Annotated in this window: 11 protein-coding genes; all 11 read right to left on the bottom strand. The window is 70.0% G+C overall.

Annotated elements, in window-relative coordinates; all coding sequences use genetic code 11:
- Positions 1-48: 48 nt before the first annotated feature.
- Positions 49-1,545, bottom strand: a complete 1,497-nt coding sequence (murC, locus tag LCL87_RS13715) for a UDP-N-acetylmuramate--L-alanine ligase (RefSeq protein WP_225020457.1) — start codon at positions 1,543-1,545, stop codon at positions 49-51.
- Complete coding sequence (gene murG / locus LCL87_RS13710) at positions 1,542-2,687, bottom strand: undecaprenyldiphospho-muramoylpentapeptide beta-N-acetylglucosaminyltransferase (protein WP_225020455.1); 1,146 nt, start codon at positions 2,685-2,687, stop codon at positions 1,542-1,544. Before murG ends, murC begins: the two co-directional genes overlap by 4 nt.
- Positions 2,684-4,180 carry a putative lipid II flippase FtsW gene (ftsW, locus tag LCL87_RS13705; RefSeq protein WP_225020453.1) on the bottom strand — a complete coding sequence of 499 codons (1,497 nt, stop codon included), beginning with the start codon at positions 4,178-4,180 and terminating at the stop codon, positions 2,684-2,686. Before ftsW ends, murG begins: the two co-directional genes overlap by 4 nt.
- On the bottom strand, positions 4,177-5,697 hold the full coding sequence (gene murD / locus LCL87_RS13700) for a UDP-N-acetylmuramoyl-L-alanine--D-glutamate ligase (protein WP_225020451.1): 1,521 nt from the start codon (positions 5,695-5,697) through the stop codon (positions 4,177-4,179). The genes ftsW and murD overlap by 4 nt, the downstream gene beginning before the upstream one ends.
- A 3-nt stretch (positions 5,698-5,700) precedes the next feature.
- Positions 5,701-6,795, bottom strand: a complete 1,095-nt coding sequence (mraY, locus tag LCL87_RS13695) for a phospho-N-acetylmuramoyl-pentapeptide-transferase (protein WP_225020449.1) — start codon at positions 6,793-6,795, stop codon at positions 5,701-5,703.
- Positions 6,792-8,312 (bottom strand): UDP-N-acetylmuramoyl-tripeptide--D-alanyl-D-alanine ligase, encoded by a 1,521-nt coding sequence (locus LCL87_RS13690; protein ID WP_225020447.1) that lies wholly within the window; start codon positions 8,310-8,312, stop codon positions 6,792-6,794. Before LCL87_RS13690 ends, mraY begins: the two co-directional genes overlap by 4 nt.
- Complete coding sequence (locus LCL87_RS13685; protein ID WP_225020445.1) at positions 8,309-9,910, bottom strand: UDP-N-acetylmuramoyl-L-alanyl-D-glutamate--2,6-diaminopimelate ligase; 1,602 nt, start codon at positions 9,908-9,910, stop codon at positions 8,309-8,311. The genes LCL87_RS13690 and LCL87_RS13685 overlap by 4 nt, the downstream gene beginning before the upstream one ends.
- Positions 9,911-10,130: 220 nt before the next feature.
- Positions 10,131-12,023: a peptidoglycan D,D-transpeptidase FtsI family protein gene (locus tag LCL87_RS13680; protein ID WP_225020443.1), complete on the bottom strand. Its 1,893-nt coding sequence runs from the start codon at positions 12,021-12,023 to the stop codon at positions 10,131-10,133.
- Positions 12,020-12,700, bottom strand: a complete 681-nt coding sequence (gene ftsL, locus LCL87_RS13675) for a cell division protein FtsL (protein ID WP_225020441.1) — start codon at positions 12,698-12,700, stop codon at positions 12,020-12,022. Before ftsL ends, LCL87_RS13680 begins: the two co-directional genes overlap by 4 nt.
- 3 nt (positions 12,701-12,703) lie before the next feature.
- Positions 12,704-13,714: a 16S rRNA (cytosine(1402)-N(4))-methyltransferase RsmH gene (rsmH, locus tag LCL87_RS13670; RefSeq protein WP_225020439.1), complete on the bottom strand. Its 1,011-nt coding sequence runs from the start codon at positions 13,712-13,714 to the stop codon at positions 12,704-12,706.
- Positions 13,715-13,902: 188 nt separating this feature from the next.
- On the bottom strand, positions 13,903-14,334 hold the full coding sequence (gene mraZ, locus LCL87_RS13665; protein WP_225020437.1) for a division/cell wall cluster transcriptional repressor MraZ: 432 nt from the start codon (positions 14,332-14,334) through the stop codon (positions 13,903-13,905).
- Positions 14,335-14,779: the final 445 nt, after the last annotated feature.

Genomic DNA, 14,779 nt, shown 5'->3' with positions numbered 1-14,779 from the left:
GCCTCGCGTCGGGCCGTCCACCCCGGGACCGCCGACGACGATCGGAGGTCACGACTGCTCCGAGCCGGATCCCGCTGCCGCCGAACGATTGCCGTTGGGCCGTGCACGCAGTGCATCGAGGATCTGACCACCGAGCATGGTCACGTCACCCGCACCCATCGTGATCACGACGTCGCCCGGTTCCGCCAGGCCCGCGACCTGGCGCGGCACCTGCGACCGGTCCGGCTGATAGTGAACGGGTTTCGTCACCGCCTGTGCGACCAGCGCGCCACTCACCCCGGGCAGCGGCTCCTCCCGGGCGCCGTAGACGTCGAGCACCACGACCTCGTCTGCCAGATCGAGGGCCTCGCCGAACTCCTGAGCGAACGTGACCGTCCGCGAGTAGAGGTGCGGCTGGAACACCACGACGACCCGGCCAGGCTGCCGGTCGTCCTCGACGAGATCGCTTGCCGCGCCGAGCACAGCGCGGACCTCCGTCGGGTGGTGCGCATAGTCGTCGAACAGTCGGACACCCCGCTCACGCCCGGTGAACTGGAACCTCCGATGGACCCCGCCGAACCCGGCGAGCCCTTCGAGCAGTTCGTCGACCGATGCCCCCGCACCGCGACCGGCGAGCAGGGCGGCAAGCGCGTTGAGTGCCATGTGCTTTCCGGGTACGCCGAGGCGCAGGGTGCGCTCGGTGTCCTCACCGGCGAACCGGATCTGGGCCACTCCCCCGGTGTCGCGGGCCTCCCACGACACCAGTTCGACGCCGACCGGCACCGGACCGGCGGCGGCCACACCGTCCGCGGTGCCGTAGCCGACGACCCGGATGTCGTCGCGGCCCGACTCGATCGTGCGGCGCGCGAGCGCCGCCGATCCCGGGTCGTCGAGACACGCCACCATCAGGCCGCCAGGTGCGATCCGGGCGACGAAGTCGTCGAAGACCTGCACGTAGGCCTCGCTGGTGCCGAAGTAGTCGAGATGGTCGGCCTCGACGTTGGTGACGATGACCACGTCGGGGTCGTACTGCAGGAGCGAGCCGTCGCTCTCGTCGGCCTCGGCGACGAAGACGTCACCCGTGCCGTGGTGCGCGTTGGTGCCCGCCTCGTTCAGCTCTCCGCCGACCGCGAACGACGGATCGAATCCACAGTGCTGCAATGCGACCACGAGCATCGAGGTGGTCGACGTCTTCCCGTGCGTGCCCGACACGAGGAGTGTGCGATGTCCCTGCATCAGTGACGCGAGCACCGCCGGCCGGAGGATGACCGGGATTCCGCGGGCCGCGGCTTCCACCAGTTCGGGGTTGTCCTTCGGGATCGCGGCATGGGTGGTGACGACCGCGGTCGGTCCGCCCGGCAGCAGGTCGAGCGCGCTCGCGTCGTGACCGATGCGCACCACGGCGCCCCGCGCCCGCAGCGACAGCACACCCCGGCTCTCCTTGGCATCGGAACCGGATACCTGGCCACCGCGAGCGAGGAGGATCCGCGCGATGCCCGACATGCCGGCACCACCGATTCCGACCATGTGCACCCGCTCGAGACCCACGGGTAGCTGCTCACTCATCGGTTTCCCCTTGCTACGTCGACAACGATCTGCGCGACCGCAGCGGCTGCGCTGCGGTGACCGGCGCCTGCGGCGCAACGACCCATCTCGTCGAGTCGCGCTCGGTCCCCGAGCAGCGGTACGACGGTGTCCGCCACGAACTGCGGCGTCAGCTCCGCGTCTGCCACGATCATCCCACCGCCGGCCGCGACGACCGGCCGGGCGTTGAGCTCCTGCTCGCCGTTTCCATGTGGCAACGGCACGTAGACGGCGGGCAGGCCCACCGCGGACACCTCCGCGACCGTCATCGCACCGGAACGGCAGATCACGGCATCCGCAGCCGAGTACGCGAGATCCATCTGCTTGAGGTACGGCACCGCCACGTACGGCGCCTCCGGCCGGGACTCGACGTCCACCGAGTTCTTGGGCCCGTACGCGTGCAGCACCGACACGCCGGCGTCGGCCAGCTGCGGTGCGGCACCGACGACGGCCTCGTTGAGCGACCGCGCCCCCTGCGAACCGCCGAAGACCAGCAGCACCGGTCCGTCGGCGGGCAGGCCGAAATGCTCCCGTGCCTTCGCCCGCAGCGCGGCCCGGTCCAGTCCCGTGATGGACGAGCGCACCGGGATGCCCACGATCTCGGCCTCCGACGCGCCGCGCGCCGCGACCCCCGAGCCGGGGACCGCCGCGAGCACGCGTCGGGCCCGACGGGCGCCTATCTTGTTGGCGATGCCGGCACTCGCGTTGGCCTCGTGAATGACGATCGGGATCTTCCGGCGGCGGCGCGACAGTCCGGCACCGGCCGCCAGATAGGCGGGCAGCGCCACGTAGCCACCGAAGCCGACGATCACGTCGGCGTCGGTGCGGTCCAGGATCTCGCGGGTGGCGGCGATCGAGCGCCGCAGCCGCCCCGGCAGGCGCAGCAGATCCATCGTGGGTTTGCGCGGCAACGGCACCGGCGGGATCAGTTCGAGCGAGTAGCCGCGCTCCGGCACGAGCGTGGTCTCGAGTCCGCGCTGGGTGCCGAGTGCGGTCACCACAGCGGACGGATCGAGTGCACGGATCGCGTCCGCCACGGCCATCGCCGGCTCGATGTGTCCGGCGGTTCCGCCACCGGCGACCACCACCGAAAGGGCAGTGTTCCTACCGTTCTCGCCGCTCACCTACGTGTTCCTCGCTCTCCTGGACGCGGGTCACGCGCACGAGTCGCGCGCCCCCGCTCCGTCATGGGGCTTCGCCCCTCGTTGTCGTCCGCCCGACGCTCTCTGCCCGGCGGCATGCGCCGCGAGGTGTCGTGTCCGCGGCCTTGTCCCCGGGTATGCGGATTACCGGCACCCACCCGCTCGGTCCGAGCCGGTGCGCGCTCGCCGCGGGCGGGCTGGACCTTCCGGTTCTCCTGGCCGCGGATGACGGCGGCGCCCCGCTTCCGGGGTGGAATGTATGCCGCAGGTTTGGGCAACCGGAGCAGCCGGGCGACGCGACCGTCCTGACCGCTGTGCAGCGCGGACACCGCCTCGGGTTCGTGCCGGGCCGCGTTCGCGACGAGTCCGAACATCAGCAGCGTCGTCGCGGTCGACGTGCCGCCCGCCGACACGAGCGGCAGCTGCAGACCCGTGACCGGGAGAACGCCGACGACGTAGCCGATGTTGATGAACGCCTGCCCGGTGACCCACGCCGTAGCCGTTGCGGTCAGCAGCTGGAGGAACGGATCCGCTGATCGACGGGCGATCCGCAGACCGGTGTAGACGAACAGCGCGAACAGTCCGATCACGGCGCCGGCGCCGATGAACCCGAGTTCCTCGCCGATGATCGCGAAGATGAAGTCGTTGTGCGCGTGCGGCAGATAACTCCACTTGGCGCGGCTCTGTCCCAGCCCCTCGCCGAACAGGCTGCCGTCGGCAAGCGCGTACTTGGCCTGTCGCGCCTGGTAGCCGTCTCCCTGGGGATCGTTGCCGGGGTTGAAGAACGCCTGCACGCGGGCGGACCGGTAACCGGCGGTCAGCGCGAGGACGACCGCGACCGTACCTCCGGCCACGAGCATGCTCACGAAAATCTTCAGCGACAGTCCCGCGAACCACAGCAATGCCAGCAGGATGATCGCGAGCGACACGGTCGTGCCGTAATCGGGCTGCAGGACGATCAGCACGAACACCACCAGTGCGGCCGGCACCAGCGGAATCAGCATCTCCTTGAGCGATGGGTTCTCGCGGCGGCGCGTCGCAAGGATATGTGCACCCCACACCGCGAACGCGATCTTCGCCAGCTCCGACGGCTGCAGCGAGATCGGGCCGATCACGAACCAGCCGCGGGTGCCCAACGACTTCGTGCCGATGCCGGGGATGAGCACCAGCACGAGCATCGCGACCGTGAACGCGAACGCCCACAACGACCACTTGCGCATAACCCGGATCGGAATCATCAGCGCCATGTAGAAGATCACCATGCCCAGCGACGCGAAGATCAGCTGCGAGGTGAACTTGCCGTACGCAGATCCGTCGCGGGCCACCGATTCGACACTCGACGACGACAGCACCATCACCAGACCGAGCACGGTCAGCAGTATCGCGATCGTGACGACGAGATGGAACGACGCCAGCGGACGCGCGAGCCACGCACCGATCCTGGTGCGCGGCGCACGTTCGCCGGACGTGGTCATCCCTCGATCCCCCGGCCGGTGTCGGCTGCGGTGAGCGCGGCAGCGGCCGCAGCGAAGCTGCGGCCGCGGTGACCGTACGAGTCGAACATGTCGAGGGACGCCGCCGCGGGCGCGAGCAGGACGACGTCGCCCGGCGCCGCCAGGGCGGCTGCGGACCGCACCGCCTCCGACATCACCGTGTCCGCGTCGACGGCGGGAAGATCGAGATCGAACACCTGCGCAGCAGCGGCGGTGGCCGCGGCTGTGTCGTTGTCTTCGCCCACGCCCCCATCGTCGCCCGCGTGGATGCGAACGACCGGTACCTCGGGCGCGTGTCGTGCGAGCGCGTCCGCGATCACGCCGGCGTCGCGCCCGATCAGGACGGCGGCGGCGATCCGGTCGCGGACCTCGGCGACGAGGTCGTCGACGCGGGCACCCTTGAGGAGGCCACCGGCGATCCACACGACCGAGTCGTGCGCGACGATCGACGACCGTGCCGCGTGCGGGTTGGTCGCCTTCGAGTCGTCGACGAACGTGACCTCCGCGAGCGTGCGGACGACCTGGGCGCGGTGCGGACCCACCCGGTGCGCTCGCAACCCCGCGGCGACCGCGTCGGCGGAGACACCGATCGCGCGCGCCAGAGCGGCGGCCGCCAGTGCGTCGGACACTCCCGCCGGACCCGGCGGGCTGATCTCGTCCGCCGGAACCAGCGACGCACCGTCCCCGAACGCCCGGTCGACGAGAGTGCCGTCGACGACGCCGAGTTCGTCGTGGCCCGGCGTGCCCAGCCGGAACCCGACGGTGCGGCCGTCCCGGGGGCGCGGCGCCAGCGAGGCCGCCACCGCGTCGTCGAGCCCGACGACCGCGACGGCACCGGTCAACGCCTGCGCCTTCGCGTCGACGTACCCCGGCATGCCGCCGTGCCAGTCCAGATGGTCCTCGGCGATGTTCAGCACGACGCCGGCCGCAGGCCGCACCGACGGCGCCCAGTGCAGCTGGAAGGACGACAACTCGACGGCCAGCACCTCGGCCCGCGGCTGTGCGCGCAGCGCGTCGAGCACCGGAAGACCGATGTTGCCGCACGCCGCCGACACGAACCCGGCGGCCTCGAGGATCGAGTGCAGCATCGACGTCGTCGTCGTCTTACCGTTGGTCCCGGTGACCACAAGCCACTGCCGCGCCGGGCCGTAGATCCCGGCCTGGTCGACGTGCCACGTGAACTCGATGTCACCCCACACCGGCACCCCGGCGGCCGCGGCCGCCGCGAGCACGGGCGCATCGGGGCGGAAGCCCGGACTCGTGACGACGAGCGCGAACTCGGCCAGCCGCTGCGGCGCGGCGACCAGGTCGTCGACCGGGACCGTGGACGCTCCCGCCTCGGCGCAGCGGGCGAGCGCGTCGACGGCGGTGTCGGTGACCGTCACGTGGGCTCCGAGGTCGTGCAGCGGCGCGATCACGGCACGACCGGAGATACCGGCACCGGTCACCAGGACCCGGGCTCCGCGCAGTCCGTCCAGGTTCGCAGGATCGATCGGCATGGATCAGTCCCCGATCGCCGCGAGGTACTCGCTGTAGAACAACGCCAGCCCGATCGCGGACGCGATCGCCGCCAGCAGCCAGAATCTGATGATCACCTGGGTTTCCGCCCAGCCACCGAGTTCGAAGTGGTGATGGAACGGGGCCATCCGGAAGACGCGTCGGCGACTCGACCGGAACACGGCCACCTGGATGACCACCGACGCGGCCTCGGCCACGAACAGCGCACCGATGACGACCATCAGCAGCTCGGTGCGGGTCGTGATGGACAGGCCGGCGAGCATGCCGCCGAGGGCCAGCGAACCGGTATCGCCCATGAAGATCTTCGCCGGAGCCGCGTTCCACCACAGGAAGCCGATGCACGCGGCGGCACCCGCCGCGCACAGCAGCGCCAGGTCGAGCGGATCGCGAACGTCGTAGCAGCCCTTCGAGGGTCCGGCGCTGCCCGGTCCGCCACTGCACGCGTTGCGGTACTGCCAGAACGTGATGATGACGTAGGCACCGAGCACCAGGCTCATCGAGCCGGCCGCGAGACCGTCGAGGCCGTCGGTGAGGTTCACCGCATTCGACCACGCGCTGACCAGCAGATAGACGAACAGGATGAAGACGATCGAGCCCATGCTCACGGTCGCGATGTCGCGCACGTACGACAGGTGCACACTGCCCGGGGTCAGCCCGTTGCCGCCCCGGAACTGCAGCGCCAGGATCGCGAACACGACGGCGGCGACGAGCTGGCCGACCAGCTTCGCAGTCTTGTTCAGGCCGAGGTTGCGCTGCTTGCGGATCTTGATGAAGTCGTCGAGGAAGCCGACCGCGCCGAGCGCGGTCGTCAGCCCGAGCACCAGCAGACCCGACGCCGTCGGACCCTCCGCGTCGTAGCCGATTCCGATGAGATGCGAGCCCCAGTAACCGGCCCAGATACCCGCGAGGATCGCGACACCGCCCATCGTGGGCGTGCCGCGCTTCGCCTGATGACTGGCCGGGCCCTCGACCCGGATCTCCTGCCCGAAGCCCTGCCGCGAGAAGACCTTGATCAGGACCGGCGTCAGCAGGATCGAGACCGCAAGCGCGATGCCCGCGGCGAAGAGAATCTGCCTCACTGCGGCGCCCCCTCACCGGTCGCCGAACCCGCCACCTGGGTGGCCAGCACGGCGTCCGCGACCTCCCACAGGCCGATCGACTGCGACGCCTTCACCAGCACCAGATCACCGGCCCTCAGTTCCTGCTCGAGCAGTGCGATCGCGCTCGCACCGTCGGGCACGTGGATCGCCTCGTCACCCCACGAACCTTCCATCACCGCTCCCTGGTACATCGCGCGGACGGGACGGCCCGGTCCGACGAGGATCAGCTTGGTCACGTCCAAGCGCACCGCGAACCGTCCGATCGCGTCGTGCTCGACCACTGATTCTGGACCCAGTTCCGCCATTTCACCGAGGACCGCCCACGTCCGGCGTGCCGGACCACGCCCGGACCTCGCCATAGACACCAGTGCCTTGATCGCGGCACGCATCGAATCGGGGTTGGCGTTGTAGGAATCGTTGACGACGGTCACACCGTCGGCGCGATCCCGGACCTCCATCCGCCGCGCCGACACGGGTGCCGCGCCGCCGAGCGCCGCAGCGATCTGCTCGAGCGTGGCACCGCATTCGAGTGCGACGGCCGCCGCCGCGAGCGCGTTGCCGACGTGGTGCTCACCGTGCACCGCGAGGGTGACCGGGATCGTTCCGGCCGAGCACGTCAGCGTGAAGCTCGCGCGCGCCTGGTCGTCGAGGCGCACATCGGTGGCGCGGACGTCGGCGTTGCCCGACAGCCCGACCAGCACGACACGCGCCTCGGTGCGTGCCGCCATCGCCGCGACCAGCGGGTCGTCGGCGTTGAGCACTGCGACGCCGCCGTCGGCAGCGGACGGCAGCGACGCGGGCAGTTCACCCTTGGTCTCCGCGATCGCCTCACGCGATCCGAACTCGCCGAGGTGCGCAGTGCCGACGTTGAGGACCACGCCGATGCGCGGCGGCGCCGTCTCGGCCAGTGCCGCGATGTGGCCGCGGCCGCGCGCGGACATCTCGAGCACCAGGAACCGGGTGTCGGAGTCGGCGCGCAGCGCGGTCCACGGATGACCCAGTTCGTTGTTGAACGATCCCGGCGGGGCGACGACCGATCCGAGCGGCGACAGCACGGCCGCGAGCAGATCCTTCGTCGAAGTCTTGCCCGACGATCCCGTGACACCCACCACGGTCAGCCCCGACTCGGTGGTCAGCCGGTCGACGCTGGCACGGGCCAGCTTGCCGAGCGCCGCGAGCACCGCGGCACCGGAGCCGTCGCGGTCGTGTTCGAGGGCCAGCGCGCCGCTGCCCGACGGGCCGAGCGGTTCGACGACGATCGCGGGGACCCCGACGGGCCGGGCCGCGAGCACCGCGACGGCTCCGGCGGCGACCGCGCCGGCCGCGTGGTCGTGACCGTCCACCCGTGCACCCGGCAACGCCAGGAACAGGCCGCCCGGGGTGATCTTGCGGGAATCGAACTCCACCGTTCCCGAGACCGTGGCCGACGGATCGTCGACGTCGTGGAGCGTCCCGCCGACCGCCTGAGCGATCTGGGCGAGCGTCATCGGGATCATGCGTTTCCTCCGTGTGCGCGATCCTCCGGGACGATCCGTGCGATCGCCTCTGCCAGGACCTCGCGGTCGTCGAATGGGTACTTCACCCCGTGGACCTCCTGGCCCGCCTCGTGACCCTTACCGGCCACGAGCACAACATCGCCGGCGCGTGCCCAACGGACCGCCGCGGCGATGGCCTCCCCTCGGTCACCGATCTCGCGGACCTCGCCGCGCTCTGCTTCCGGAACCTCGTCGGCTCCCGCGAGCATCTGCGCGCGGATGGCCGCCGGATCCTCGGTGCGCGGATTGTCGTCGGTGACCACCAGCAGATCGGCACCGCGGGCACCCGCCTCGCCCATCAGGGGACGCTTGCCACGGTCGCGGTCACCGCCGGCACCGACGACGACGGCGATCCGTCCCTTCGTCTGTCCGCGCAGCGTCGTGATGACGGCCTCGAGCGCCGCCGGCTTGTGGGCGTAGTCGACGACAGCCAGGAAGTCCTGGCCGCGCTCGACCCGCTCCACCCGGCCCGGGACGTCGACATCCGCGATCCCGGCCAGTGCCGCCTCCACGTCGGCTCCCGCCGCGCAGCAGATCGCCGCGGCCAGTGCCGCGTTGGCGACGTTGTAGTGGCCGGGCAGACGGAGCGTCGCGGTGCGCGACGTGGCGTCGGGACCGGTGAGGGTGAAGACCTGGGTTCCGGTGTCGGACGCCGACGTCGCGGTGGCGGTCCAGTCGGCGGTCGTGCGCGTCGACACTGTCTCGACCGCGTCCGGGGTATCCGGGTGCGCCTGCCGGGCGATGTCCGCCATCCGGACGCCCCACTGGTCGTCGGTGCAGATCACCGCGCGCTGCGCGCACACCGCGGAGTCGGCGGCGAACAGCCGGCTCTTGGCGTTGAAGTAGTCGTCGAAGTCCTTGTGGAAGTCCAGGTGGTCCTGCGACAGGTTGGTGAACGCCCCGATCGCGAACCGGACACCGTCCACCCGGCCCAGCGCCAGCGCGTGGCTCGACACCTCCATCACGACGGTATCGATGCCGCGTTCCCGCATCGCCGCGAACAGCGCGTGCAACTGCGGGGCCTCCGGCGTCGTGAGGGCGCTCGGCACCCGATGCCCGGCCACCCGCGTCTCGATCGTGCCGACCAGGCCGATCGTGTGCCCGGCCGCAGCGAGACCCGATTCGACCAGATACGACGTCGTGGTCTTCCCGGACGTGCCGGTGATCCCGATGACGCGCATGTGCTCGGACGGGTGCCCGTAGATGGTGGCCGAGGCCTCGCCGAGGACCTGCCGCGGGTCCGGGTGCACCAGCATCGGCAGCGACACGTCGGCGTCGGCCATCCGCCCGGCGACCACCGCCGCACCCGCGTCGTCGGTGAGCACACCGCGCGCACCCGCCTCGACGGCCGCGCGCACGAACTCTGCACCGTGTGTGTGGGCTCCCGGCAGTGCGGCGAACAGGTCACCCCGGCGCACGGCCTGCGCTCGCAACTCGACGCCCGTCACCCCGCCGGCATCGGCACCGGCCGGCCCGATCCACTCGAGTCGGGCGCCGATGCGCACCGCGAGGTCGGTCAGGGCAGTGAACGGTGGATTCTCCGGCCGGAGACCACTCACCGCCGACGCGTCCGGCGTTGACGGCTGCGGACTCGGATGCACAGGCAGTAGGTCCTCTCGGGTCGCTTCGGATCGGTGTCCGATGGATTTCGCACTCGGATCCTCGTACGAGGATCCGCGTGATGATCGACATGTCAGATTACCGGCGGCGACTCCCGCTGCACGAGTCAGCGTGCCCGGCACCCACCGGTCCGTGGGAATCGTCACGCTGCCGGCCTCGTCAATCCGCCTGAAGCACCAACCGCCGACCCGGATCCGGTGACATCGGAACGCTGTCGCGTTGCAGCAGCCACGAGGCGATGTTGTGGAACAGCGGCGCGGCCGACTGCCCGCCGCCGCCGTCGACGCCTCGCGACGGGGCGTCGAGCATGATGCCGATGACGTACCGCGGATCATCCGCCGGGGCGATACCGGCGAAGGTGATCCAGTAGTTCGAGTTGGAGTAGCACCGGCACGCCGGATCGACCTGCTGGGCCGTTCCCGTCTTGCCGGTGATCTGGTAGCCCTCCACGGCCGCCTGCGGACCGGTGCCCTGCTGGTAACCCATCGGGTCCTTCTGGGTCACCGACCGGAACATGTCGCGCACCGTGCGGGCCGTCTCCTCGCTGATGGCGCGGACCGGTTCCGGTCGTTCGGTCTCGGTGCGGGTGCCGTCCTCGTCGACGACGGCCTTGACGATCCGCGGCGCGATCCGCTCACCGTCGTTCGCTATCGCCTGGTACATGCCGGTCATCTGCAGCAGCGTCATCGAAAGGCCCTGGCCGATCGGCAGGTTCGCGAATGTACCGCCGGACCAGTCTTCCAGGGCCGGAACGCTGCCGGCGCTCTCACCCGGCAGCCCGACATCGGTGACCTGGCCGAGCCCGAAACGGTGGAGCATGTCGGCGAAGCGTTCCTCGCCGACACGTTCGGCGAGCATCAGCGTGCCGACGTTGGAGGACTTTCCGAACACTCCGGTGCTGGTGAACGGCACCACCCCGTGCGCCCAGGCGTCCTTGACCGAGACGCCGGCCATCTGGATCGTGCCCGGAACCTGCAGGACCTCGTCGGGCGTCGTCAGTCCGTACTCGATCGCCGCCGCGGCCGTGACGATCTTGTTGACCGACCCCGGTTCGAACGGCGAGCTCACGGGAAGGTTGCCCATCTGTGCCGTGCGCGGATTGTTGCCGACCCCGATCGCCGGGTTGAACGTGCCGTCGTTCGTCATCGCGAGCACTTCGCTGGTCTTCGTGTCGAGCACCACGACCGACGCGTTCTTGGCGCCCGACAGATCCTTGGCCTGCTGCGTCTGCTGCTGCACGTAGTACTGGAGATCCGAATCGATGGTGAGTTCCACCGTGGACCCGTCGACGGCCTCCCGGAGATCGCGCCGGCTGCCCGGGATCACGGCGCCGTCGGAGCCCCGGTCGTGGGTCTCCGAGCCGTCCTTGCCGGCCAGCGTCGAGTCGAGCGACGCCTCGAGACCGAGCAGTCCGTGTCCGTCCCATCCGGTCGCCCCCACAATGTTCGCGGCCAGCGAACCACCCGGATACTCACGGATGTCCTGCCGTTCGAGTCCCACCTCCTGGAACTCGTCGCCGATATCGGCGGCGATCGCGGGATCGACGCTGCGCGCGAGATAGACGAAGGTCTCGTCGCTGCTCAGCTTGTCGAGCAGGTCGCTCTCGGAAACGGTGTCCCCGAGGCGCTTGTGGATCCCCTTCGCGATCTCGCGCAGGCGCTCGTCGGGTTCGGGCGCCTCCGGGTTCTTCGTGCGTTCCTCTTCGAGCCTCTTGCGTTCGGCGACGGGCTGGAACGTGAGCGCCTTCGCGTCGAGCGTGTAGGCGAGTTTGTTGCCGTTGCGGTCGACGACCGTGCCACGCACCGCGGGCAGTGTCACCGTCGTGGTGCGCTGATTGGCGGCCTCGGCGGACAGCCGAGGGGCGGCGATCCCCTGGACCCAGAGAAGTTGGACCGCAACGATTGCCAGGGCGCCGAGCATGACGAGGCGCCCGCCACGGAGACGGAACTCGAAGGAAGCGCCGCGTTGGGCGGGCGACTTACTCCCCCGCTTCGGACGTCGAGGCGGGGGTGCCGGCCGGCGACGCCGCGGAGCAGGAGCGGAGCCGCTCACTGGCGTGCGCCCACCGGAGGTTGCGTGATGACCGTCACAGGCGTCAATTGTTCACCCTGCGCCTGGATGCGGCCGTCATTGACCGGCTGCGGCGCGGCGGCCGTGCTCGGGGCTGCCGCGGACGGAGGCGTGGGGCGCGTCTGCTGCTGTGTGCGTTCGGGAGCGACGACCGGCGCCGGCTCGCGGTCCAGCGGGGCGACCGGCTTGCCCTCCGCCGGCTTCGGCGTGCCGACCACCTGGACGGACCCGTCCGGCGCCAGCAGCAGCCGAGCCGGATCCTTCGCGGGAATCAGACCCTGTTCGGCGGCCTTCTGCGCGAGGATCGGCGCCGAGTTGCCGGCCTCCACCTCGCGCTTGAGGTCCACGGCCTGCTCACGGAGGCTCTGATTGTGCGCCCGATCAGCCGCCAGCTCGTACGAATCCTCCGCCGAGCGCGTCGTGAGCAGGAGCGTGGCCGCGAGCCCGAGGCACAGCAGCCCGATGATGGACGCCACGAACGGGATCCGGGCCACGACGTCCTTCGGCATGGTCGTGACGGAGGAGAAGCGCGTGTCCGACGCAGACGGGTGACCCGCCACGGTGGCACGCTGCCGACGACGCTCGTAGGCGCGCTGCGCGGCATCCGACCGGCGAAGACTCGCGGACCCGACACCGACGGGAGTCATCTGCACAGTCATGCGCTACGCCTTCCTCGCGATTCGTTCCGCTGCCCGCAGGCGGACCGGTGCCGCCCTCGGGTTGTCTTCGATCTCGGCCTCGGAGGCCCGCTCCGCACCACGGGTGAGGATCTTGAACTCCGGACCCATGCCCGGCAGCTCCACCGGAAGCCCCTCGGGAGTCTTCGATTTCGCCCGCGGAGTGAGTTCCAGCTTGACGACTCGATCCTCGAGCGACTGGTACGACATGAACACCACACGCCCACCGACCGCGAGCGCATCCAGCCCCGCGGGGATCGCGTCCCGCAGCGAGTCGAGTTCGCCGTTGACCTCCACCCGCAGTGCCTGGAACGTCCGCTTGGCGGGGTGTCCCCCGGTGCGGCGCGTGGCGGCCGGGATGGCGTCGTAGAGGAGTTCGACCAGCGCGGCGCTGGTGGTGAACGGCTGCTTCTGGCGGCGACGCACGATCTCGGACGCGATGCGGCCCGCGAACCGCTCCTCGCCGTACGTGCTCAGGATCCGCGCCAGTTCGCCGTGGCTGTAGGTATTGAGGACCTCGGCGGCCGTGATGCCGGTAGTCGGGTTCATCCGCATGTCGAGTGGCGCGTCGATCGAGTAAGCGAAGCCCCGGTCGGCCTCGTCGAGCTGCATCGACGACACCCCGAGATCGAACAGGATCGCGTGCACCGAGCCGACGGGGTCGAGCCCTGCCTGTTCGAGGGCATCGACGATGCCGTCGTAACGGGTGTGCACGAACGTGGTGCGGTCCGAGTAGGCCGCGAGCCGGCCGGAAGCGATACGCAACGCCTCGGGATCGCGATCCAGGCCGATGAGATGCAACCCGGGATAGGTGCGCAGGAAGTACTCGGAATGCCCGCCGAGACCGAGGGTCGCGTCGATCATCACTGCACCGTCACCGCGCGGGTTGTCAGCGGTGATCGCGGGCCCCAGCAGTTCGTCTGCGCGATTCAGCAGTACCGGGACATGACCGAACTCGCCGGGGACCGACTGCTTGCCGTCCTCGCCGTCGACCATGATTCCTCCGACTCTTCCGCGGTGTGTTGCTGTGCAGGGTGGGCGAATGCCTCGGGGTCCCTGTCCGATCGGGGACCTGGCGCTGGGGAAGTGCGTCAGGGTCCCGGCGGCAAACCTGGCGCTGGGGAAGTGCGTCAGGGTCACCTTCGGGCAGAGGCCTCGCGGCACTCGCCGTTGGCGTCTCCGGGCTAGAAGATCCCTTCGAGCGCCTCGTCTCTGGCTTGCGAGTAGCTCTCTTCGTGCTCCGCGAGGTAGGACTCCCACGCTCGGGCGTCCCAGATCTCGAGGAATTCGATCTGACCGATCACCACACAGTCCTTCGACAGCCCCGCGTAGCGGCGGTGATCGGCAGACAGTGTGATCCGGCCCTGGCCATCGGGATGCTGCTCGTCGGTTCCCGATGCAAGTCCACGCACGAAGGCGCGGGCCTGCGGACTGGTTCGGGAAGCGGCAGCAGCTCGACGCGCGACGGCAGTGAACTCCTCACGGGGGTACACCGCAAGGCTGTGGTCCTGACCCTTCGTGACCATCAACCCTCCAGCCAACGCGTCCCGAAACTTCGCGGGCAACGTCAGCCGCCCCTTGTCGTCGAGCTTCGGCGTGTAGGTACCGAGAAACATCTCGTCACCTCCTGCCGGAGCCCCTGTGGCGAATCTGTTGGGGCATCACCGGTTGGTGCGTCCCAGCATTCTTGCGGGTCGCTCCCACGATCCGCTGCGCACCACAGTACCCCACTTTCCCCCACCGCGACTCCAAACGAGGAGCCGATTTGACAAGTTTCGAGAGATAACTGCAGTTCACAGACATGGGCCAAAGTGGGGGATCCTGCGAACGTGACTGCAAACACCCGACACAGCCCGCGAGTCCCGTCGCACTCCTCCGTCGAGAACTCGTGAAAACCGCAGGTCGGAACCCGTAGTCACCGCGAAAAGATCCACCGCCGGCCGGTCCGTCGCACCGAGTGGGGAACCGTGGGGATGCGGGTGGGTGAGAGTGGGGCGTCGCGGGTCGGAAGCGGGGCGGAAACAGAGAAAACGGCGGCGGGGGGGGGGGGGGGGGGGGGGG

This window comes from Prescottella equi (assembly GCF_020171745.1).
Classification (GTDB): domain Bacteria; phylum Actinomycetota; class Actinomycetes; order Mycobacteriales; family Mycobacteriaceae; genus Prescottella; species Prescottella equi_A.
Note: the sequence above shows the minus strand (reverse complement) of the source record. Positions and strands in the feature narration are given on the sequence as shown.

What these genes read in the sequence shown, in the direction of transcription:
- murC (WP_225020457.1), bottom strand. Translation starts at nt 1,545, where the DNA reads ATGAGTGAGCAGCTACCCGTGGGTCTCGAGCGGGTGCACATGGTCGGA.
- ftsW (WP_225020453.1), bottom strand. Translation starts at nt 4,180, where the DNA reads ATGACCACGTCCGGCGAACGTGCGCCGCGCACCAGGATCGGTGCGTGG.
- murD (WP_225020451.1), bottom strand. Translation starts at nt 5,697, where the DNA reads ATGCCGATCGATCCTGCGAACCTGGACGGACTGCGCGGAGCCCGGGTC.
- LCL87_RS13690 (WP_225020447.1), bottom strand. Translation starts at nt 8,312, where the DNA reads ATGATCCCGATGACGCTCGCCCAGATCGCTCAGGCGGTCGGCGGGACG.
- ftsL (WP_225020441.1), bottom strand. Translation starts at nt 12,700, where the DNA reads ATGACTGTGCAGATGACTCCCGTCGGTGTCGGGTCCGCGAGTCTTCGC.
- rsmH (WP_225020439.1), bottom strand. Translation starts at nt 13,714, where the DNA reads ATGGTCGACGGCGAGGACGGCAAGCAGTCGGTCCCCGGCGAGTTCGGT.
- mraZ (WP_225020437.1), bottom strand. Translation starts at nt 14,334, where the DNA reads ATGTTTCTCGGTACCTACACGCCGAAGCTCGACGACAAGGGGCGGCTG.